This is a genomic window from Anaeromassilibacillus sp. An172 (assembly GCF_002160515.1).
Taxonomy (GTDB): Bacteria; Bacillota; Clostridia; order Oscillospirales; family Acutalibacteraceae; genus Limousia; species Limousia pullorum.
The window spans coordinates 1-21,793 of the sequence record NZ_NFKS01000006.1 but is presented as its reverse complement, the minus strand read 5'-3'; the positions used below and the strand labels follow the sequence as shown (position 1 = coordinate 21,793).

Sequence of the window (21,793 nt, the reverse complement as noted above, 5' to 3'; positions counted from 1 at the left end):
ATGTTTGCCGCATCTTTTAAGATGAACAAGCTTGCCGCAGTTACATTTCTGTGCTCCTTTACCGTGCTTTTTGCAATTATTTGGATATTTTTTGCTTTTGGCGTGTTCCAGCCTGAAACGGCACAGGTAGAAAATCTGGGCAAATACAGCTTGAAGGTTTCCGACAAGGAAGAAACAACAGCCTTTTTCAGGCAATTCGGTTTGAATGTGGATTTTACAAACTGTGTTCAGCGTGAGATTATCATTCCCGAAAAATTTGACAGTCTTTATGAAGAGTACAACAATCTCCAGAAATCTCAGGGACTTGACCTTTCAAAATACAAGGGTCAAAATGCTCAGCAGAGAATTTATCCAATTATTACGGATAACCGCCAGGAATATTACGCCGTTCTTATTGTTATAAGGGACAAGGTGGTGGGCGGCCACTTAAACACAGGCGGAATTGATGAGCCGCTTCTGAATTTCTTGGGTGACAAAGCATAAAAAGGATAATTAAAATGGATAGACTTGACAAAATACTTGTTTCTCAGAATGTGGGAAGCAGAAAAGAAGTTCAAAAACTTATAAAAAACGGACTCGTCACCGTAAACGGAAAACCTGAAAAAAAGCCGGAAAGCAAGTTTGACCCGGAAAAGGACGAAATTTCCGTACAGGGCGAGATTCTCAATTTTCAAAAATATGTTTACATAATGATGAACAAACCCGCAGGGGTTTTGTCGGCCTCCAACGACAAAAACGCCCCAACGGTTATTGACCTTTTGCCGGAAAATATGAAAAGACGTGGGCTTTTTCCTGCCGGCAGACTGGACAAAGACACCACCGGACTTTTGATTATAACCGACGACGGCGACTTTGCCCACAACATGCTTTCCCCTAAAAAGCACGTGTACAAGCTTTACCGAGCTGAAACAGACGGAATTATTACCCAAGAACACATAGAGCAATTCAAAAAAGGAATAGTGTTTGAGGACGGAACACAGTGTTTGCCGGCTAATCTTTATACAGAATGTCCGCTGGATGAACCGTATAAAAATTATTTCGGCGGCACGTTAAAATCAAATGTGGGATTTGTAAAAATTTGTGAAGGAAAATTCCACCAAGTGAAAAAAATGTTCCTGGCTGTCGGTCTAAAGGTGATATTTTTAGAAAGATTGTCAATCGGAAATCTCGTTTTAGATAATAATTTGGAACGAGGAGAATCGAGATTTTTGTATAAACATGAGAAAAATCTCATTTTTGATACAAAAATATACTTAAACATGGAACAATTTTGACAATGTGGTAATATTGTCTAAATTATAAAGAAAATATTTAGTTAAAAATAGGGTAGTAATATTTTTTTAAAAGTGTTACAATAATAACACAAAGTTCGGCAATGCAGAGTCCGGACTAATTTGGAGGTTATTTAATATGGCAAATGTATCTTTACAGCACATTTACAAAATTTATGACGGCGGCGTAACAGCAGTTACAGACTTCAATCTTGAAATCGAGGATAAAGAATTTATTATTTTGGTTGGTCCTTCCGGTTGCGGTAAGTCCACAACTTTGAGAATGGTTGCTGGTCTTGAAGACATCAGCAAGGGCGACCTTTACATAGGCGATGTTCGCTGCAACGACGTTGCTCCTAAAGACAGAGATATCGCAATGGTTTTCCAGAACTATGCTCTCTATCCTCATATGTCAGTTTTTGAGAACATGGCATTCGGTCTTAAGCTCAGAAAGATTCCTAAGGATGAAATTAAGAGAAGAGTTGAAGAGGCTGCAAAGATCCTCGGTATCGCTCAGTACCTCGACAGAAAGCCAAAGGCTTTGTCCGGTGGTCAGAGACAGCGTGTTGCTTTGGGTAGAGCTATCGTTAGAGATCCTAAGGTATTCCTTCTCGACGAACCTCTTTCAAACTTGGACGCTAAGCTCCGTGCACAGATGCGTACAGAGATTTCAAGAATTTATCAGAGACTCGGCACAACATTTATCTATGTTACTCATGACCAGACAGAGGCTATGACAATGGGTACAAGAATCGTTGTTATGAAGGACGGCTTCATTCAGCAGGTTGATACACCACAACACCTCTATGACATGCCTTGCAATGAGTTCGTTGCCGGATTTATCGGTTCACCTCAAATGAACTTCATCGACGCAACTGTTGTTAAGAAGGGTTCTGACTTGGCTCTCAAGTTCGACAAGTACGAAATCGTTCTTCCTGCTTCTAAGAATAAGAACGGCTGCCTCGAGAAGTACGTTGGCAAGGAAGTTAGATTCGGTATCCGTCCAGAGCACATCTATGATGATCCTGAGTTCCTCCAGAAGGCAGGTCAGGGTGCTTGCATTACAGCTACTGTTGACGTTACAGAGCTTATGGGTGCTGAGATTTATCTCTATGTAAACGTTGCTAACATTCCTGTAACAGCAAGAGTTGCTCCTACATCAACTGCTAAGGTTGGCGACACAATCAAGATTGCATTTGATGTTAACAAGATTCACATCTTTGATAAGGAAACAGAGATGACAATTACTAACTGATTATAAAATCCTGAGTGCGGTCACATCGGATTTTTTACAACACACCACAACAGTTTTGCTGTGGTGTGTTATTTTTTATATCTACGTGCATGACTGATGTTTATAAATTTGGTTTTGCACACGGTGTATACGACCTTTTGTTAAATCTTAGGAATAGCTCATCTTTATTTATGCTTTTTTAATATAAAAACTAAACCGTGGCTCTTTTGAACCACGGTTATTTTATATTTAAAAATATCAGGATTAAAAAATCAAGCTTCTTTTTTCTGTTCCTTTATCTGCTTGCGGAAGATTGTTCGGAAAATAAGTCTTACAAGTGGGCCGCAGTAAAACATTTGCCAGAACATAGCCATAGGAAAATTACAGCCAAAAGTATGAATCCATGTTCCGAAGCTCGGCTCTTTAAAAAGCAAAGTTGCAATTAAACTCATAACAGGACACATAATACACACTATCATAAGGGAAATCGCATATGTAATAAACTGCGGGCGGTCTGTTGTACGCATAAAAGAAAACGCAAGGCGTGAAGCAAGCTTTTCAACCACAAAAAACTCCAGCACAAAGGCTACCGGAACCATAATAGGCATTTCATGGAGTGCCAATAAAAATGTCTGGTTTGTTACTCCCCCTGTGTTAAGTGCTACATTGTAGACAATCATTCCGTAAACCATGATTGTCGCCATGATAATAGTAAAAATCACATTCTGAAATTTTGTCTTTGGCATAATTATACCCCTTTTCTTTATTATAACCCGAATTGCGGCAAAAAAATAAAGCAGCAAGACTCTCGTCTCGCTACTTTACCCTTTCACTGCGACTGCAATTCTTTATATTTATTATATCACAGCGAATATTTCCCTCGTAAGTATTTTTTGATTTCTCTTTGTGACAAAATAAGTAACTTCATTCCTAATAATATATATACTTTCCACAAAACAGAAAAGACCGGAAATTCCGGTCTTTTCCTTATTATAAGTGTTTAATTATCAGTGTACAATATTTCCGTCGCCATCAAGAGTATACTTTCCGCTTACTACAAGCTGTACGGTTGTTGCGTCGATAATATTTATTTTTCCGTCCTTATTTGCATCGGCAAGTTTTTCATCGAAGTTTTCAACTGCCTTATCTACAATATGTGACTGAATAGCTGTTACATCGCTAATGCTCAATGCTCCGTCGTGGTCTGTATCACCGCTGTTGTATGCCAATGCTTCGATTGCCTCTGTGATAGCTGTTACAGCATTATCAACCTCTGCCTGCTGAGCATCGTCCTTATCGAATATTACCTTACCTGCTGCTATAGCATCTGTAAGAGCCTTAAAGCTATTAGCTGTGTAAACATTCTCAATAGCTTCTGCCTCTTTAATCTTTGCATCGAGAGCAGTCTTATCAACTGTTACAGGTACATCCAAAGAGAATACAAGCTTATCAAGGTTTGGACCATCATAGCCTTCAGCTGCTGTGAATACCAACTCGCCTATACCGCTTTCTGTTACAACAATCTGATAGCTACGCTTCTCGATTTGAGGTGCTGTTGCAGATGAACCATAGAAATCAAGTTCATCTTCTTCAATCTTCTTTCCTGTAAGCAAAAGTCTGTTAGGCTTTTTTGTTCCCTCTACTCTTCCGCACTCAGCATAAATATCTACATTGTAAGTGCCTGCCTTTTCAGCATAGAATGGGATTATAACCTTATCGCCTGCCATATACCAGTCAAGCATAACTCCGCCTGATGCTTTGCTGCTTTCCTTTGTATGGAGATGCTCATTATCCTCAACTGTTGGAACAAGCTGTGCGTCTTCAGCTTCAAAGGATACCTCTGAACCGTCTGTAGGAAGTACAAGCAAGCCTTCCTGACTGATTTCCTTGCAAGTAAATTCAAACTTATCTACATCTGGACCATCATGGTCAGCAGCTGCTGTCAAAACAAGTTCGCCTGCGCCGCTCTTTGTAACTACGATTTCACATGTATACTTCTTAATCGGAGCATCTACAGAACCATAGAATTCTACTGATGTTTCTTCTACATTTGTTCCTGAAATATCAAATTTATTTGATGTATAGCCGCTTCCCTCTACTCTTCCTGACTGAGCGTACATATCCATTGTATATGTGCCTGCTGCCTCTGCATAGAAAGGAATTATTATCTTGTCGCCTGCTTTTACCCAGCCAACTTTCTTGCCGCCGGAATAATTGTCACCCTCAACAATATGGATGTTCTTGTCGCCTGCTACAGCCTGCTCAAGCTTTGCATCCTCTGCTTCAAATGCAACTGTTCCTGAAACTGCAAGGTTAAGAACTGATGAATCAACACCAGCATTGTCTATAGCCATCTGGAGAGCTGTTGTAGCACCGCCGTAAACTGACTGTTCTGCGTCAGGCTGTGCTGCTGCTTTCTCAGCAAATGCGATTTTCTCGTTCAAATAAGCTTTTGCTTCTTCTGTAACTGCCGGATTATCCAAAAGTGCTTTTGCCTCTGCAATAAGAGCATTGAGAGATTCAAGTGTTGCAGTTTTGTCTGCCGGATGAATATTGATAACCGCTCTTGTGTTAAGTCCAAGACGAGCGCCCTCTGCTGTGTTTATATCAAGGTAGAAGTTGAGCATTGAGGTTGTGTCCTTATGGGCATAAATCTTAACGTCAATTACCTTTGATGTTTCGCCGTCTGCAAATTCCAAGGTTCCGTCCTTGTACTCATAGTTCATGTTCTGCTGAGCGCTTCCTGTTGTTGTACTGAAGTTTACAGTTGCTGCGCCCTTGCTTCCGTGCTTGCGGACAACCTCAAGCTGAACTGTGTCTGTTTCTGCAATATCATATGTGAGGTTTCCTACTTCGAAGATACCCTCTTCTATGTTAAGACCGTAAATTCCGTAAACGTCTATACATGTCTTTCCGCTGGAATTGAGAGTCTTAAGCTCTACAGTGTGTTCGCCATAACCGATATCATCTGAATAGTAAACAATCTTATTTTCTATTCTTGTTGAGTTGTTAAGATTTACAGTTCCCATTGACTTTCCGTCAACTACAACTTCAAAGGAGCTGTGGTTCGGGTCTTCAATAGCCTTTACATAGAAAGCTGTACCTGTAAACTTAAATGTTACAGATGAATTTGTTCCTGCTGACCAGTAATGTGTATTGTCGGAAGTCTGCCATGAACCTGTTCTTGTAGCATCTTTAATTGACTTGTAATCGAGTTCGCTTTCATCAACTATAAATTCAATGTTGTCGTCAGCCTCAAGCTCGAAAGTTTCAGGTCCTTTGTAAATACCTACATCGTTGAGGATAGGTGTTGCATAGTCGGACTTAACTGTAATTCTAATCTGAGAACTTGTAACAGGAGCATGTCTTGTTACGCTCTGAGAACCGATTGTCTTTCCTGAATAGAACTCTTTCCACTGACCTCTTTCGTTCATGTACTCGATTGTAAATTCAGAAATTCTCTGGCCCTTCTGAATGTATTCTTCAATTTTAATTGTATCGAAGGTCTGTTCTGAACCCAAGTCGATAATTACGGAGCCTTCCTTTGCACCGTCTTCAGGAGCCCAGCAGGTTTCGTCGTAAACTCTCTCTTCCTTTGTTACGGAAGTGTTGAGTGTGTATTCGTCGATAAGGTTTGAAGGCTTGTATGTTTCGGAATTCTTATAGATTGAATCTGCATATACTGTTACGCCATCTGCCTCTGTCAAATCTGTTGTGAATATATCTTTTACGGACTGACCGAATTCAAGAAGACGGTTTTTTTGGTTCTCATCAAGAGTACCTGAGCTGTTCGGTGATACGTTGAGAAGCAAAACAGCACCTCTGCCGATTGTGTTAAAGTACATGTTTCCAAGCTTTTCCATAGAAAGCAATGAGCTTTGCTTTGACTGACTCCAGAACCATCCGGCATTCAAAAGCTTTGCGTCAGCTTCAGGAACGCTCCACTTGTTTCCCTCTGCCTTACCGATAATAGCTCCGCCTTCGCCTCTCGGATACAGCTCTTTATCTTCATAACTTTCGCCCTTGTTAACCTTTGCCCATGTTTCTATTGCAGCAATACCGGCTTCGTTTCCAATCCAGTGGATACCGCCTGTACTTCCAAGCTCTGGTCCGGCCTTATGAGTACCGAATATCTGACAATCCGGGTTTGTCTCTCTTATAGCAGAGAAAATTCCCTCCCAGTCATATGTCTGATAGTATGCACCGCTTCCTGTTGCGCCGTCCATCCACCACTCTACAAATCTGTCGCCTGAGCGGTTCGGGTTGTTGTTTCCGTACTTGTATGTTCCGTCATCGTTTTTGGCTGTGCAGATTTCTCTTATCTGTGCCTGATACAGTTCGTTATAATCTGTGTATGCACCGTTATCACTCGGGTTATTATTTTGGTCGCCAAAACAGCCGTAGTTCTGCTCATGAATATCCCAAGGTGAAAGATAAAGACCCATGTCGAGATTGTACTTTGTGCAGGCATCGGAAATTTCTTTAAGAATATCTCCGTTGCCGTCATCAAGCTCCTGGTGGTATTTAAAGTAGTCTGTTTCCGCAATATCATAATTTGTGGTCTCAGAATCCCAGATACAGAATCCGTCATGGTGCTTGGCAGTTATCATAAGTCTGTCGGCACCGGCCTCTTTTGCTGTTTTGACAATTGTTTCAGCGTCAAAATCCGCGTCTTGGGCAAATGTAAAAATTTCATTTGGTGTTTTTGTACCGTAGTTTTCGCCCCATTCAATACCGTTGAATGTGTTCGGGCCGAAATGACAGAATACTGCAAGACCGTCCTTGTGATATTTAAGCTGTGCGTCATTTGGCAAAGCTCCCCATGACGGTATGTCGGCAGATGCTCCTGTTGCCGCTGAATCATCCACATAACCGTCATATGCATAGGTTTCTGCTGCTGATGCTCCTGCCAAAGGAACAATGCTGCCCATGAGCATACAGCCGCACATGAGAACACTAAGCATTTTCTTTTTCTTCATCTTTAAAACACTCCTTTTCTAAATGTCTGCTGATTTTATATATACTGCGGTATATAATTTTCTTCAATACCATATTACACCAAGCCCAATTTTTCTGCAATAGACACATTCTACAAATATCAATCAAATAATTTGTTGTATTTGACGTTAAATTTTATTTTTATTATTTTATTATCTGTATTTTTTTACAAATCCCTTAAATTGGTATGATTTTTTGTTAGGTTAAACAATATAAAACAAATATACTTATCAAAATTCCATTTGCAAAAACTAAAAATAAAAACGGCTCACCTTATATTAAGGTTAGCCGTTCTAAAAAGGGTGTTTTTCCTTTTTTTATAATCTAAATTTTTCAATCAATCTTTTCCTGCTGGTTTTTTGAATAGGAGCACCCACAGAAATTTTGCCTGTACAAATCAAATTCTCTGGAAAGCTCTATTGTTCTTTTGTAGCCGTTTTTCTTTTTGAAATCAGAGGGCAAATACTCTATTTCAAATTCCTTTCCTATTTTCTCCCCTATTGCGTTTATTGCCTGGGCATTTTTCAAGGGACTTACGGTAAGTGTTGTGGCAAAAAAGTCCGCATTGTATTCCTTTGCAAGCTTTGCGGTTTCCCTGAGTCGAAGGTCAAAACAACGCATACATCTTGCTCCGCCCTCTTTGCAGTCCTCATACCCTTTGGCTATGTCTTCAAACTTTTCCGGCCGGTAATCGCCGCAGACTATTTCAACAGGGTTTTCAAAGTTTTTTTCCTTTATAAATCTTATCAATTCCCTTTGACGGTAGGAGTATTCCTCGTCCGTATCTATATTTGGATTATAAAAGAAAGCGGTTATCTGAAAATAGTTTGACAGATATTCCAGCACATAGCTGCTGCAAGGAGCACAGCAGCAGTGTAAAAACAATTTTTTTACCTGTCCCGAATTTTTCATATTTTCCAGAAGCTTATCCATTTCCCTCTGAAAATTTCTTTTTGGAACATTTTTTGTTTCCTGTGGGTTCATATATAAAGCCTCTTTCTTATTTAATAAAGTTCAAAAGTTCCAAAGGGGTTTTGCATGTGATTTTTGCGCCGGCTTTTATAAGCTCCTCTTTATCACGAAAGCCCCATTCAGCTCCGCACATATCAACTCCTGCGTCAAGAGCCGTAAAAACATCAACGTCGCTGTCGCCCACATAGAAGCAGTCTTTTTTCTCAAGTCCAAGCTTTTCAAGCATTGCGCAAAGACCCTCTCCGCTGGGCTTTCTCTTGTACTCTTTCTTCTGACCCCATGCGGCGTCAAATTTATGGTTAGGAAAGAGAGTGCATACCAAACGGCTTACAAACTCGTCGGGCTTATTTGACAAAACCGCTGTTTTTATACCCATTTTGTCAAGCTCTGAAAGAAGCTCGAGACAACCCTCATATGGTTTCGTATTGTCAAGGCTGTGGGCGGCGTACTCCGTGTCAAAAGTACTTCTCACTATGTCGGCTTTGTTGGCGTCGTTGTAGTTTTCTTCACCCATGGCTTTTTTCAGCATAACCTCTCTGCCGTTTCCCACAAAATATCTGTACTCCTCCACGGAATGAGCGGGAAGTCCGCATTTTACAAGGCCCTTGTTTACGCTTTGCGCAAGGTCTGTAATTGAATTTACCAAAGTTCCGTCCAAATCAAAAACAACTATCTTATACATTTAAAATGTCCTCTTTTCATTTTAAAAACCACACCGGCATATAAAGCCTTGCTGAGCATATGCCGGTGTTTTTCTTATAATATCACATTTTTATAGAAAAATCAAAAGTCGTCAAGGTCATCATCGTAAAGTTCGTCGTTAAAGAACTCCAAATCCCTTTTCTTTATTCTCTCTTCCTGTTTTTTCTTTCGTGAGTCGGAAAAAGCTTTTCCCTGTTTTTTAATCTTCTTTCCTGTGCTTTTCAGTATCTTCTGACCCTTTTGGAATGAAGACAGGTCGGAAAGCTTTATAAACTCTGAGCTTTCCTCTTCTCCTTTTTTCTTTGCGAGAATTTCCAGACGTTTATTCTTGTAATAAAGCTTTCTCAAAATATACAGAGATGCCGCAGTAATCAAAACTGAAATGACAATATAGATTATTATTTTTCCCACATGAGGCGTTGACTGAACCACATAGATATCGGAAATACCGTTCTTTATTGTGATTGTCATGCTTCCGTCCTCGTTCTTCACCGCATTGCCGCTGTCGGTTCCGGTAAGATAATTTACCTTGTAATCATCGCTTGGCAATACTGTGTAGTAAACAGGAATTTCCTTATTCATCTCTGTAAGCAGCGGAGCTATATATACATAATCTCTGATCTCCGTCATTGTCCTTATGTCCAAAGCCGGATTGCTTACGGTCTGGCTGAAATAGTTTCCGCCACCGAAAAGCTGGGCTTCCGCTATGCTCAGTTCTATTGCAGAACCCTTTATTGAAAGGCTGCAAACCTCGAATTCATCTTCCGTTCTTGTCTGTGCGTCTGCGCCCTTGTTTGTAAAGTAATCGCAGGCGTATTCCGCACCGGAGAACTGGCTTTCCTCATCTTTTTTATAGTATATCTCGGTAACTCTGCGGTAGTTGTCGTCGCCTATTCTCTGGAGTGTGTACTGAATTTTCTCTACAGGAAATTCGATACCGTCTTTTATGGATATGTCAACACAGTTTCCCTCATACTGCAAGGAATAAAGGTTGCCGCTCCATTCGCCCTGTTCCTCCCAAATGCCTGTATTTAAAACAGTTGCTGTTCCGTGGGTTGTTTCCTCAGGAAGAACATATTCATAGCTTATTGGAACATTTCCGTTTTTATCTCCCACATAGGCGTTGAGATTGATTTTCTCGTCAAAGGCAAGACCCTCAATAAACGGGGTACTGCTGTTATCTGTGTCGCCGTAGGATATTGTTATATCGTTTACAGAAAACATTCTGTTGGTGACGCTTATAAGCTGCTGCATATCAAGACCTGTATAAACAACCTGATACTGCTGGCTTTTATCAACCTCTGTCCAGCGGAGGCTGTCTGCTATTTCCGTATCGGTTGCCGCTTCAAAGTAGAAGTTTATCTGATTTCCCACTGTTTTATACAGGTTGGAATCCATAAGTATTGTAAATGTTCTGTCGTAGGTTCCGTCTTTATTGTTTTTTGTATACACCTTTATTGACTGCAAAGGCTGACCCTCAATGGTGTTTATATCCATTGTAGGCTTTGTTTCGTACTCCAAGCCCTCTATCTCTGCTACTGTACCCTTACATTCAAGGGACATTCCAAAAGCCTTGTCGTCCTCTTCAAGCACCGGTTCCAGCCATGCCAAAAGCTCTGTTGTGTTGAAATTTTCGGTATATCTCACACCTTTAGCCATAATGTTATCGGGCTGGGCAAGATTTACGGAAACATCTCTTCCCAAAAGACTTTCCATTCTTGAAACATAATCGCTTTGAGAGCTGAAATATATTGAGAGTGTATATTCTGTTCCGCCCTCTTCCAAATCGGAATATCCCAAAGTAACCGTGCCGTCCTCAGTTACAGGTGCCGCCTCTTTTATATTACTGTCAAGATTTTCCGAATACACAGACTCCGGAACAGCAAAAGTAACCGTTCTGCTTCCGCTAAAATTTTCGTCAATAGTAAGCTTTGAGGTTACCTGCAAGCCTCCCCAGTTACATCCCGAAAACAGAAATACTGTAGATAACAGGATAACCAGCGCTACAGATATTGATATGACTTTTTTCAATTATATCACCTTCCATAACCGTAAAATAAAGTTCCGTCTGTTTTCAGTTTAAAATCCTTTTTCCTGCTGAAAAAGAATAGCCCTGCACGGTGCGGCTTCAACCTTTGAAATTCTTATAGGAAATGCGCTGAGCACATATTCTCCGTCCTCAATTCCCTCAAGGTCAAGACCCTCCAAAACAGCAATAGAGCTTTTTGCAAGCTCAAGATGTGTTTTTTCCTCGTCAAATTCCGGAGCTATTGAAAGAGCATCAGTGCCTATAAGGCTCACATTGCTTTCAGAAAGCACAATGGCGGCGCTTGAGGAAATATATGCCTTTCCCTGTCCGTGAAGCAAAATTTTATTTTTGCAGTAGGGCAAAAGCTTTTCCATATCTGCGCCGGTCAAAACTCCGCTTATTGTAATCACCGTACATTTACCGTAAAAAGTAGAAAGAGGAAGCTGGTCAAGGGTACGTCCGTCTGCATAAAAATGACTTGGTGCGTCTATATGGGTAGCCGCATGAGAGCAAGTTCCTATAACAGAAAGTGTATACTCATCCCCGTTGTCAAGATGTTTCAGAAATCGAATCTGGGTTTCAGGATCGCCCGGATAAACCTCGCATCCGTTGAGGTCCCTTGAAATATCATGAATTATCATCTGAAAGCCCCCTCATATGTATCTCATAATTTCAAAGATACTATAGTTGTATTCATAATAATTATAACATATTTTCATAAAACAACAAGGTGCTTTTTATATTTTTTCCGTTGAAACCGTCACTATATTCCATAAAAATATAAAATTCTCCTTGACATTAAGGGAATGAAAATGTACTATTAAAAGGTATACATCTGTTATAATAACTTATGGAGGAATAGGCAATGGATAACAGTAAGAAGACTATGGAAAAAATTGTTGCTTTATGCAAAAACAGAGGCTATGTTTACTCAGGCTCTGAAATTTACGGCGGACTTTCCAACACTTGGGACTACGGCCCTCTCGGTGTTGAATTCAAAAATAACGTAAAAAAGGCATGGCTTAAGAAATTCGTACAGGAAAGCAAGTACAATGTAGGACTTGACTCAGCTATCCTTATGAATCCTCAGACATGGGTAGCTTCCGGTCACGTAGGCGGTTTCTCTGACCCTCTTATGGACTGTAAGGACTGCAAAACCCGTCACCGTGCTGACAAGCTCATCGAGGACTTCGGCGCAGATCCAAACGGCATGACTTTGGAGCAAATGGCTGATTTCATCAAAGAAAACAAAATCGCATGCCCTGACTGCGGCGGCACAAACTTTACAGACATCAGAAAGTTTAACCTTATGTTCAAAACTTTCCAGGGTGTTACAGAAGACGCTAAAAACGAGCTTTACTTGAGACCTGAAACAGCTCAGGGTATTTTCGTAAACTTTGCAAACATCGCAAGAACAACAAGAAAGAAAATCCCATTCGGTGTTGCTCAGATTGGTAAGTCTTTCAGAAACGAAATCACTCCGGGAAACTTCACTTTCAGAACAAGAGAGTTTGAGCAGATGGAGCTTGAGTTCTTCTGCAAGCCTGACACAGACCTTGAGTGGTTCTACTACTGGAAGGACTTCTGCAAGAACTGGCTTTTGAACCTGGGTTTGAGAGAAGAGAACATCCGTCTCAGAGACCACGAAAAGGAAGAGCTTTCTTTCTATTCAAAGGCTACAACAGACATCGAGTTCCTCTTCCCATTCGGTTGGGGCGAGCTTTGGGGTATTGCTGACAGAACAGACTACGACCTCACACAGCACATCAACCATTCAGGCAAGAGCCTCGACTACTTTGACCCAACAGACAACACACGTTATGTTCCATACGTTGTTGAGCCGTCTCTGGGTGCTGACCGTGTAGCTTTGGCATTCCTCTGCGACGCATACGACGAGGAAGAAATCGACGAAAAGGACACAAGAGTTGTTCTCCGTCTCCATCCTGCACTTGCTCCTTACAAGGCAGCAATTCTCCCGCTTTCCAAGAAGCTTGGCGACAAGGCAGACGAAGTAAGAGAAATGCTTTCCAAGCACTTCATGGTTGAGTACGACGACGCAGGTTCAATCGGTAAGCGTTACCGCAGACAGGACGAAATCGGAACACCATTCTGCATCACCTATGACTTTGAGTCCCTTGAGGACGGCTGTGTAACAGTACGTGACAGAGACACAATGGCACAGGAAAGAATAGCAATCTCCGACCTCGTTTCCTACATCGAGAAAAAACTCGAATTTTAATTTTTTATTTCCGATCTGCAAAGGGCGGATTTAAAAATTAACTCCCGTTTCAGGTCGGGCGAGACCTTGTATTTTATTTCCGACCTGCATGACTTAACATTTGGAATTAGCCTATGCACAGGTCGAGCGAGACGTTTTCCTTAATTTTTGGAATGGCTCGCTCTCGATTGGGTTTCATTTTTAAATTATAATTTTACCGCCACGGTTATTTATAGTCGTGGCGGTTTTTTCTTTTATGGAATTATATGTTGTATTTTATTATCACTAATTTCAAAAAATTCTTTTACAGAACAAAACCGTGGCTCAAATTTATGAACCACGGTTCTTATTGTTTTAAATATTTTCTATCTCAAATTCCAAGTCCTCATCCTTAACGGCTTTTGGGGGCTTTTTATTCATAAGGTCGTACATTACAGGCACTATATACAGTGTCATAAATGTGGCGTATATAAGTCCGCCTATGCAGACTATGGCTACAGGCTGCATCATCTCAGAGCCTGTGCCTATTCCCAAAGCCATAACCGACAAGCCTAAAACTGTGGTAAGGGCTGTCATAAGAATAGGTCTCATTCTTATAACTCCTGCCTTTACAATAGCTTCTTTCTTTGTCATGCCCTCGTCGATTTGCAGTCTGTTTATGCAGTCAATAAGCACAATACCGTTGTTTACTATGATACCGCTGAGCATTACAAATCCCAAAAGTGACATAACGCTGACGTCGTTGCCGGTGATGAGCAGTGCCAAAAATCCTCCGGTGAACACAAGAGGAATTGTGAACATAACTATAAACGGCGACTTGAAGTTCTGGAACTGGGCAACCATTATAAGGTAGATAAACACAATGGCAAGGGCAAGCATTTTAAGCACCTGCCATATAGCTTCCATGGTGGAGGCGTTTTCTCCGGAAATCTCATAGGAGAAGCCCGCAGGCATTTCAAAGCTTTCCAGCTTTGTTTCAACCTCTGAGGAAACCTGACTTAAAATATAGCCGTCCTTAACCTCTGCGGTAACTGTAACATATCTTCTCTGATTATCCCTTGAAATTGAATCAGGTGAGGTTTGCTCTGATACGGAGGCAACCTCAGCAAGCTGTATTTCTTTTTCCTCTCCGTCCATTCCTGTAACCGTCAATGTCATATTGGAAATATCATCTGAAGTTGTATTCTCCTTGTTCTCATCAATTACAATAACGTCCAGGGATGAACCGTCGCTGTTTTTAAGTGAGGTTGCGGTTTTTGACCAGCTAAGCTGTTCGTTAACTGCTGCGTAAACCTGAGCCACTGTCAAGCCGTTTTCCGAGGCTTTTTCCTTGTCAACGGTGATTTTAATAACCGGTGTTGTTTCCTTTGTTCCGCTGTCAACCTCGCCTATTCCCTCTATCTGGGAAAGGGTTTCTGCAACGCTTTCGGCGGTCTGCTTCATTGTGTCCAAATCGTCGCCGTAAATATTTACGGTAACGCCTGTTCCCCCCATAAGGGTTGACATAGAGGACATGGAAGAACCGCCGCTTACTGTTATTTCAGCATTTATATTTTCCAAATCCTTTTCAAGACTTTTTGAAATCTCGGAGCTGTCCTTGGCGTATTCGTCCTTTAAAACTCCGTAGGCTGTTACGCTTCCTGTGTTGTCGGAAGTTCCCGCCATTCCCATAACAGAACTCATATTTCCTGCCATTGAAGCGGTTGTTTCAAACTGCGGATAGCTTTCCATAACATCCAAAATAGCCTGCGCCGTCTGCTCTGTGTCCTCATAGGAGCTGTCATAAGGCAAAGTTGCAGTTATTGAAATCTGGTTACTGCTCATGTCCGGCATAAAGCTGAAACCTCTTGCCAATGCGCCCACGGTGCTTCCCACCAAAAGCAAAAATGCGGCGAGCAGTGCAAGTCCTCTGTGGCGCAGGGTAAACTGTATTGATTTTTCGTAAGCCTTTAAGGCTTTATCTAACCACTTGTGCTCTTTTGTGGTTGTTTTCTTTAAAGCCGTACTGCTCAAAGCCGGAACAAGTGTCAAAGCCACAATCAAGCTTGCAAGCAGTGAATAGGCTATTGTTAGAGCCATATCCACAAAAAGCTGTTTTGTAATTCCCTGTATAAACACAATAGGCAGGAAAACACAAACCGTTGTGAGAGTTGAAGAGGTTATGGCAGCCGCCATCTCCTTTGCTCCCTTTACAGCCGCCGCATGGGCAGGAACTCCCAAATTTCTCAGTCTGTAAATATTTTCAATTACAACAACCGAGTTATCAACCAGCATACCCACGCCTATTGCAAGTCCTGACAGTGAAATCATATTAAGTGTAACTCCGCTGAAATACATAAGCACAATGGCAAAAATCACGCTTATAGGTATTGAAACTGCAATAACCAAGGTTGGCTTTACGTCTTTTAAGAAGAACAAAAGCACTATAATGGCAAAGACTGCGCCCAATATCATATTGTTTATAACGCCGTCTATAATCAGGTGAATATAATCGCCCTGACTCATAAGTGAAATAAATTCAAGTCCCGGATATTTCTCCGAAAGCTCCTTAAATCTTTCGGATATATTGTCGGAAACATCGGCTGTGGCGTAGTTTGACTGCTTTGTAAAGCTCAAAAGCACGCCGTCCGCTCCGTTTATCTTTGCAAAAATTTCGTCGGAATTATCCGTTATAAATACATCTGCCACATCGGAAAGCTTTATCGGGTCAAGCCCCTCAATTCCCATATCGAAAAGCTGGAGATTTTCCATTTCCGTTATATCGGAAAACTCGTCTCCAACCCTCACAAGGTACTGTGTTCCCTCTGTATCGTTTACATAGCCCGAGGGCATTGAAAAGTTCTGAGCTGTGAGAATTGAGGAAACCATATCCATTGTTATTGTTTCGCTTATGTCTGCACCATCAAGAGCCTGCTGTTCCTGCTCATCAATTTCCGCAGAAGATGCGTCAAGCTGGCTCTTCGCCTGATTAAGCTGGTCAATAGTTGAATTGAGCTGGCTTTCCGCTCCGGAAATCTGGTTCTTTCCCGACTGAATCTGGGAATTAACATTGTTTTTCTGAGCTTCCAGCTCATCCTGTGCCTGCTGTAAGGAAACTTCCCCCTGTTCTGTAAGGGCAAGCTTATCCTGCAATTCCTTTTCCGCTGTATTCAGACTTTCTATCTGCTGTTCAAGGTATGTTGCAGCCTCGTCTATTGTATCTACTGAATATCCCAGCGGTTCCAATATAGCGTTTATCGCATCAAAGGTGCTGTCAATTTCCGCTATCTTATTTTTTATTTCGACAGCTTCCTCGCTGTCACCTAAGCCCTCGCTTTCCAGCTTCTCAAGTTGCTGGGCAAGCTCCTCTCTTGCAGCCAACAGCTCATCTTTTGATTCAACTATCTGCAATACCTGGGAATAAACTGCGTTTAAACTTTCTTTCTGACTTTCAATCTGGTTTATTCCCTCTATCAGCTGCAATTTGGCTTGTGCAAGCTCCTGAGCTTTTGCGTCCAGCTCGCTTTCCGCCTGTGAAAGCTGTGACTGCGCCTCCTGCTCCTTTTGTTCAAGCTGTTCCTTGCTGTATACAAGCTCCTGCTGACCGCTTTGAGCCTGAGCAAGTCCGCTGTCTATCTCTGTTTTTGCGCTGTCTATTTCTTCTCTGGCTTCGTCAAACTTTCCCTCTATGGCGTCCTGTATCTTTTGGTTAACGCCGTCGATTTTTTCCTGAGAAATCACCACGTTTACGCCCTGTTCCAAAAGTCCCGAGGCGCTCACCGAGGCCACGCCCTCAACTCCCTCAAGGTTGTTCATTATGCTGTCGTTTATAAAGTTTGAAAGCTCCGCCGTGTCCTTGCCCTCATAGCTTACCGCCGCAACAGTTACCGGAAGCATATTGGGGTTTATCTTCATAAGTATAGGAGTTGAAACCTCCTCCGGCCAATAGCCTTTTACCTTATCGATGTTTCCACGGATATCAACTGTTATGCTGTCCATGTTTGCATCTTCTGAAAACTCCATCATAACCATTGAATAGTTTTCAGAGGATGTGGAGGTTATATTTTTTATCTTATCCAATGTAGCCATGGATTGCTCCAGCGGCTTTGTCACAGTTGTTTCCACCTGCTCCGGGCTTGCTCCCGGGTAAGTTGTTATGACAACCGCATATGGAAAATCAAGGTTCGGAAGCAAATCCGGCGTCATCTCAAAATATGCGGTAAATCCCAAAACCAGCACAAGAATAACCGCCACAAAAACAGTAAGCGGCTTTTTTACACTGAATTTAACCATTAGGATTTTCCTCCCCGACACATTTTTTAATAAGATTTATTTTCATCTCAAGGGATTCTCCGACTTCCTTTATATCCTTTCCTCTTGCAAAAACGTCAAATATTGCGCCTCTCAACACCAAAAACAGAATTTCTCTCAAGGCTTTAGATTCCTTTTGATCCATATTTTTCTGTGTTCTGTTCACTATCTCAGACAATTCCTGAAGCTTTTCCTTGCTAAGACAGGAAAAATACTCGCTCAAATCATCTCCGTTTGCCTTGATGTTGGCAAAAAGATTTTTATAAATTTCAAAATTATTTCCACGCTGTACAAATTCCATTGTTCCGTTAAACATATCAATAGGAAGCTGAAAAACATTTTCTCCGCTTTCCTTCATTGAATTTGCAATGATTTCATACATATGATTGGAAAATTCCCCGGTGACAACGGTTATTAAGTCCATCTTATCGTCAAAGTACTGATAAAAACTGCCTCTGGAAATTTTAGCCCTTTGGATAATTCTGTTTATGGAGATTTTATCCACAGGATGATCCGCAAATTCCCTTTTTACTTCACGGATAATTCTGTCCCTTTTTTCCGTGGGAAGATTTAAAAAAGTTTTCTTTATCATTATTGACCGCCTTTCCCTTTTTCTACATCATGCGACAATCTGTCATATGACATTATGTCACCATTATAATATCACAGTTTATCCTTGTCAACCCTCTTTAAAGCTTTGCATTTTCCAAAGAAAGAAATTTTTCCTTTACATCTATTCCGCAGGCATAGCCCGTAAGCCTGCCGCTTTTTCCAACCACTCTATGACATGGTATCAATATTATTATGGGATTTTTGTTGCAGGCTAAACCCACCGCCCTGGCTCCTTTGGGACATCCCACAGCCTTGGCGATTTCTCCGTAGGTTCTAACCTCTCCGTAAGGGATTTTCAAAAGCTCATTCCAGACCTTTTTTTGAAACGGTGTGCCGTTAGGGTTTAAAGGAATCGAAAAGCTTTTTCTTTCTCCGTTCATATATTCCCTAAGCTGTTTTTCCAGCTCTTTTTCCCTTGCATCCATAGGCTCACAGTCATTGCCCGTTTCATTATTTCTAAAATATTTAAGCTCCGAAAGATATTCCCCCTCCCAGCAGGAATAAAAATACCCGTATTCAGTTTTAATCATTATTATCACCTTTCCAAAAAACAAAGAAACACAGACAGAAAAACTCTATCTATGTTTCTTACTTCAATTACAATCTAAATTCTTTTTCGATTTCTCCGAAGGAATCATCCTCCAAAGATTTCCACAGAAAAACTCCGTCCTCCAGCGTCATGTAGCTGTGGCGGCTGTTTTCCTTTGGGATTGACACAGAACCCGGGTTAATATATGTGAAGGTTTCTGTTTCCACACATGCGGGAACGTGGGTGTGTCCGTGGAGAAGCACAGAACCTTTTTCAAGGTTTGGCTTGTTCTGCAAATTGAATTTATGACCGTGGGTTGCAAAAATCATTTTGCCTTTTTCACACAGCAGGCAGTATTCCGCCAAAATCGGGAAATCAAGAACCATCTGGTCAACCTCTGTGTCGCAGTTTCCTCTTACGCAGAAAATTTTATCCTTGAGAGGATTAAGCATTGCAATAACCTCTTTTGGAGCATAATTTTTCGGCAGGTCGTTTCTTGGGCCGTGATAGAGAATATCGCCCAGCAAAAGAATTTTATCCGCCTTTTCCATTTCAAAGGCCTTGAGCATTTTCTCACAGTAAAATGATGAGCCGTGTATATCCGATGCGATAAAATATTTCATAATTTTACCTCAATCAGAAATTAGCGCCGTTGCTGCCCCAGTTGGCAAATGCACTGTAATTTATATAAATCTTATTGCTTTCTATATTGAGCACGTCTTTTAAAAGCTTTGAGATTGCCGAAGTGAGCTTATCCGCACCCTCTCTGTTTACCTCGTTGCCGAAAAGCATAACCTGAACAAAGGCAATAGGTGTATCGTTCTTACCGCCGAACCAAAGACGGCAGTTATCCTCAAAGCCCAGCATAAGTCTGCTTTCTGTTTTTCCCGGATAAAGCTCGATAAGCTTTCCCATCTCTGATTTAAGCTTAATTTCCTGTTCCTCTGTTATTGGAATATTTGTTTTTGTCTGAATATAAGGCATATTTACATCTCCCTTTTCAAAGTAAAACTTCATATGACTTTAAAACCATATCAATAAGATAATAACATATTCCACTTTTACTTACAACAAAAACCTGTAAATTTTGGGAAATTTTCAGCCTTTTACAGGAACAGTTAGCATATTTACCGACTTTCCGCAGTTGTAAATCTTTTTGTAAACGTCTTTGCACTTTCTGTACATATGAAATCTTTTTTCCGCCTCGTTTACATCGCTGTACACCTTCCAGCAGCCGCAGAATTTAAAATTTTTACCGTTATTTTCTATAAACCCCACAACATCCTCCGGGGGATATCCCAAAAAGAAGCCTATTTCGTGTGGAAAATCATCCTGTGTGCAAATTCTTTTTTTCAGAAAATTAAGAACCTCATCTGTACTGTCCGTGTTATAGCCTAATTTTTTTAAATAGCGGTTTGCCTGTTCATCCTTTAAATCCTTTTCAAGTCCCATTTTTCTGAAAACATAAATCAAAGCCCTGTTTCCCGCCGCCTTCATCAGCTTTAAATATACACCTTTGGGATTGAGATTTTTATTCCAATATATCAAAAAATATATCAGCGTCTTTGTGTCACTGTAGGTACAGCTAAAAAGATTGGCGGTTTTTATTCTCGCCAAGGTCGGGGCACAGTGTTCTATTAAAAGCATCTCACTCATGATTTTACTCCCACATGGCGGCACAGCAAATCGTGAAGAGCAGAGGCACTGCTTCCACTGCATCTGCACAAAGGAATGTTGCACCTTTTGGCTTCCTTACAGGCGGAAAGTGCCATTTTATGGGACACCGTTGAGGTGAAAAGCACCATAAGGTCCGGTTTTCCCAATTTTTTCTTTAACATTCCTTTTTCTTTAGTAAACACCTTAGCCTTGCAGCCGTAATTTTTACATATATTTTCATACTGACATGTCATACACTCGTTTCCGCCTACTATAACGATACTCATTAAATCTTTCCTCCTTTAGGTTTGTTTAAGCTAACTCAACTGTCTAAATATATTATTTCATTTAAAAAATTAACCGCTCTATTAGTTAGTTACGTCTAACTAAAGTGATAATATCACATTTCTTCACCTCTGTCAATCAGAAAAAAACAAAAAGCAAAAATTTTTCACAAATTTTTTTCAAAAAATTCAAGAAATCGAAAAACAAATGTTTGATTTTTGTAAAAGTATATGTTATAATATGTATATAAGATTGGAGGTTATGATAATGAAACAATTAGGAAACAGTTGTAAACTTGTATACGATTACCTTTTGTCCTGCAATTCACAAGGAAGAGTTCCTTCTGTAAGGGAAATTTGTGAAGCTACCGGTCTGCACTCTACCTCCACGGTACACGCCCATCTCAAGACCCTTGAAAGCAAAGGTCTTATCGAAAGGGAAAAAGGCTGCAACAGATGTATTAAAATTAACAAAATAGGAGCAACCGCACAAGTCCCTCTCGTTGGCAAAGTTACCGCCGGACTCCCTATCCTTGCCATTGAAGAAGTTGAAACATACATTCCTATAAGCGAAAGCTTCCGCCGTGGCAGAAATCTTTTCGCTCTGCGTGTTGTGGGAGAAAGCATGAAAAATGCCGGAATTTATGACGGCGACATTGTAATTGTAAATCAGTCAAATACCGCAGAAAACGGCGACATCGTTGTTGCTTTAATTGACGAGGAAGCCACTGTAAAAAGATTTTTCAAAGAGGACGGTCGTTTCCGTCTTCAGCCGGAAAATGATGCCTTTGAACCGATTATAACAGACAACTTGACTATTTTGGGAAAGATAGTATCTCTTCTTCGCTACTACTGATACAGAACAAACAAAAAAGCCGTGTTTAAAAACACGGCTTCAGCCTGTCGAAAAAGCTCAGCTTTCGCTGGGCTTTTTTCGATAAAAGTGGTAAAATAGAAGCAGGTGATAAAAATGATAGAGAAAAACAGAAAAAACAGAG

Annotated in this window: 18 protein-coding genes; 5 read left to right on the top strand and 13 right to left on the bottom strand. The window is 40.9% G+C overall.

Features of this window, described 5'->3' with window-relative positions; all coding sequences use genetic code 11:
• The 3 genes from B5F08_RS04230 (at window position 1) to B5F08_RS04220 (ending at window position 2,526) form a co-directional block, all read left to right on the top strand.
• On the top strand, window positions 1–483 hold the full coding sequence (locus B5F08_RS04230; RefSeq protein ID WP_158096213.1) for a DUF4830 domain-containing protein: 483 nt from the start codon (window positions 1–3) through the stop codon (window positions 481–483).
• Between the two features lie 14 nt (window positions 484–497).
• Window positions 498–1,274, top strand: a complete 777-nt coding sequence (locus B5F08_RS04225) for a pseudouridine synthase (RefSeq protein WP_204245156.1) — start codon at window positions 498–500, stop codon at window positions 1,272–1,274.
• A gap of 136 nt (window positions 1,275–1,410) precedes the next feature.
• A complete protein-coding gene (locus tag B5F08_RS04220) occupies window positions 1,411–2,526 on the top strand; it encodes an ABC transporter ATP-binding protein (RefSeq protein WP_087376694.1) in 1,116 nt (371 codons plus the stop codon).
• Between the two features lie 251 nt (window positions 2,527–2,777).
• Here the strand turns inward: B5F08_RS04220 and B5F08_RS04215 are convergent, their stop codons facing one another.
• From B5F08_RS04215 to B5F08_RS04190, 6 genes are all read right to left on the bottom strand, one after another.
• A complete protein-coding gene (locus B5F08_RS04215; RefSeq protein WP_087376692.1) occupies window positions 2,778–3,251 on the bottom strand; it encodes a DUF2798 domain-containing protein in 474 nt (157 codons plus the stop codon).
• 261 nt (window positions 3,252–3,512) lie between these two features.
• Window positions 3,513–7,484, bottom strand: a complete 3,972-nt coding sequence (locus B5F08_RS04210; RefSeq protein ID WP_087376690.1) for an alpha-L-fucosidase — start codon at window positions 7,482–7,484, stop codon at window positions 3,513–3,515.
• A 352-nt stretch (window positions 7,485–7,836) separates the two neighbouring features.
• The gene (locus B5F08_RS04205; RefSeq protein WP_087376688.1) at window positions 7,837–8,487 is read right to left on the bottom strand and encodes an epoxyqueuosine reductase QueH; all 651 of its coding nucleotides are present in this window, start codon (window positions 8,485–8,487) and stop codon (window positions 7,837–7,839) included.
• Window positions 8,488–8,503: 16 nt separating this feature from the next.
• Window positions 8,504–9,157: an HAD family hydrolase gene (locus B5F08_RS04200; protein ID WP_087376686.1), complete on the bottom strand. Its 654-nt coding sequence runs from the start codon at window positions 9,155–9,157 to the stop codon at window positions 8,504–8,506.
• 101 nt (window positions 9,158–9,258) lie between these two features.
• Window positions 9,259–11,208: a hypothetical protein gene (locus tag B5F08_RS04195; RefSeq protein ID WP_087376685.1), complete on the bottom strand. Its 1,950-nt coding sequence runs from the start codon at window positions 11,206–11,208 to the stop codon at window positions 9,259–9,261.
• Between the two features lie 48 nt (window positions 11,209–11,256).
• Entirely contained in the window at window positions 11,257–11,847 is a 591-nt protein-coding gene (locus B5F08_RS04190; protein ID WP_087376683.1) for a cyclase family protein, read from the bottom strand.
• A gap of 224 nt (window positions 11,848–12,071) precedes the next feature.
• Here B5F08_RS04190 and B5F08_RS04185 point away from each other — a divergent pair, with 224 nt between their 5' ends.
• Window positions 12,072–13,445: a glycine--tRNA ligase gene (locus B5F08_RS04185; protein WP_087376681.1), complete on the top strand. Its 1,374-nt coding sequence runs from the start codon at window positions 12,072–12,074 to the stop codon at window positions 13,443–13,445.
• A gap of 333 nt (window positions 13,446–13,778) precedes the next feature.
• Here the strand turns inward: B5F08_RS04185 and B5F08_RS04180 are convergent, their stop codons facing one another.
• The 7 genes from B5F08_RS04180 to B5F08_RS04150 form a co-directional block, all read right to left on the bottom strand.
• Entirely contained in the window at window positions 13,779–17,696 is a 3,918-nt protein-coding gene (locus tag B5F08_RS04180; protein WP_087376679.1) for an efflux RND transporter permease subunit, read from the bottom strand.
• Window positions 17,689–18,306 carry a TetR/AcrR family transcriptional regulator gene (locus B5F08_RS04175; protein WP_087376677.1) on the bottom strand — a complete coding sequence of 206 codons (618 nt, stop codon included), beginning with the start codon at window positions 18,304–18,306 and terminating at the stop codon, window positions 17,689–17,691. The genes B5F08_RS04180 and B5F08_RS04175 overlap by 8 nt, the downstream gene beginning before the upstream one ends.
• Window positions 18,307–18,403: 97 nt before the next feature.
• A complete protein-coding gene (locus B5F08_RS04170) occupies window positions 18,404–18,856 on the bottom strand; it encodes a methylated-DNA--[protein]-cysteine S-methyltransferase (RefSeq protein WP_087376675.1) in 453 nt (150 codons plus the stop codon).
• Between the two features lie 67 nt (window positions 18,857–18,923).
• Window positions 18,924–19,478: a phosphodiesterase gene (yfcE, locus tag B5F08_RS04165; RefSeq protein WP_087376673.1), complete on the bottom strand. Its 555-nt coding sequence runs from the start codon at window positions 19,476–19,478 to the stop codon at window positions 18,924–18,926.
• Between the two features lie 13 nt (window positions 19,479–19,491).
• Window positions 19,492–19,839 (bottom strand): phenylpyruvate tautomerase MIF-related protein, encoded by a 348-nt coding sequence (locus B5F08_RS04160; protein WP_158096212.1) that lies wholly within the window; start codon window positions 19,837–19,839, stop codon window positions 19,492–19,494.
• Between the two features lie 114 nt (window positions 19,840–19,953).
• Window positions 19,954–20,511 carry a DUF3793 family protein gene (locus tag B5F08_RS04155; protein WP_087376670.1) on the bottom strand — a complete coding sequence of 186 codons (558 nt, stop codon included), beginning with the start codon at window positions 20,509–20,511 and terminating at the stop codon, window positions 19,954–19,956.
• The gene (locus B5F08_RS04150) at window positions 20,508–20,798 is read right to left on the bottom strand and encodes a DUF2325 domain-containing protein (RefSeq protein ID WP_087376668.1); all 291 of its coding nucleotides are present in this window, start codon (window positions 20,796–20,798) and stop codon (window positions 20,508–20,510) included. The genes B5F08_RS04155 and B5F08_RS04150 overlap by 4 nt, the downstream gene beginning before the upstream one ends.
• A 259-nt stretch (window positions 20,799–21,057) precedes the next feature.
• On the opposite strand from B5F08_RS04150, the gene lexA reads away from it, so the two are divergent.
• The gene (gene lexA, locus B5F08_RS04145) at window positions 21,058–21,651 is read left to right on the top strand and encodes a transcriptional repressor LexA (RefSeq protein ID WP_242968267.1); all 594 of its coding nucleotides are present in this window, start codon (window positions 21,058–21,060) and stop codon (window positions 21,649–21,651) included.
• Window positions 21,652–21,793: the final 142 nt, after the last annotated feature.

Coding starts and splice junctions, on each gene's coding strand:
- B5F08_RS04155 (WP_087376670.1), bottom strand. CDS start 20,511: ATGAGTGAGATGCTTTTAATAGAACACTGTGCCCCGACCTTGGCGAGA.
- B5F08_RS04215 (WP_087376692.1), bottom strand. CDS start 3,251: ATGCCAAAGACAAAATTTCAGAATGTGATTTTTACTATTATCATGGCG.
- B5F08_RS04175 (WP_087376677.1), bottom strand. CDS start 18,306: ATGATAAAGAAAACTTTTTTAAATCTTCCCACGGAAAAAAGGGACAGA.
- B5F08_RS04180 (WP_087376679.1), bottom strand. CDS start 17,696: ATGGTTAAATTCAGTGTAAAAAAGCCGCTTACTGTTTTTGTGGCGGTT.
- B5F08_RS04210 (WP_087376690.1), bottom strand. CDS start 7,484: ATGAAGAAAAAGAAAATGCTTAGTGTTCTCATGTGCGGCTGTATGCTC.
- B5F08_RS04150 (WP_087376668.1), bottom strand. CDS start 20,798: ATGAGTATCGTTATAGTAGGCGGAAACGAGTGTATGACATGTCAGTAT.
- B5F08_RS04160 (WP_158096212.1), bottom strand. CDS start 19,839: ATGCCTTATATTCAGACAAAAACAAATATTCCAATAACAGAGGAACAG.
- B5F08_RS04205 (WP_087376688.1), bottom strand. CDS start 8,487: ATGAACCCACAGGAAACAAAAAATGTTCCAAAAAGAAATTTTCAGAGG.
- B5F08_RS04220 (WP_087376694.1), top strand. CDS start 1,411: ATGGCAAATGTATCTTTACAGCACATTTACAAAATTTATGACGGCGGC.
- B5F08_RS04200 (WP_087376686.1), bottom strand. CDS start 9,157: ATGTATAAGATAGTTGTTTTTGATTTGGACGGAACTTTGGTAAATTCA.
- B5F08_RS04225 (WP_204245156.1), top strand. CDS start 498: ATGGATAGACTTGACAAAATACTTGTTTCTCAGAATGTGGGAAGCAGA.
- B5F08_RS04230 (WP_158096213.1), top strand. CDS start 1: ATGTTTGCCGCATCTTTTAAGATGAACAAGCTTGCCGCAGTTACATTT.
- B5F08_RS04170 (WP_087376675.1), bottom strand. CDS start 18,856: ATGATTAAAACTGAATACGGGTATTTTTATTCCTGCTGGGAGGGGGAA.
- lexA (WP_242968267.1), top strand. CDS start 21,058: ATGATAATGAAACAATTAGGAAACAGTTGTAAACTTGTATACGATTAC.
- yfcE (WP_087376673.1), bottom strand. CDS start 19,478: ATGAAATATTTTATCGCATCGGATATACACGGCTCATCATTTTACTGT.
- B5F08_RS04185 (WP_087376681.1), top strand. CDS start 12,072: ATGGATAACAGTAAGAAGACTATGGAAAAAATTGTTGCTTTATGCAAA.
- B5F08_RS04190 (WP_087376683.1), bottom strand. CDS start 11,847: ATGATAATTCATGATATTTCAAGGGACCTCAACGGATGCGAGGTTTAT.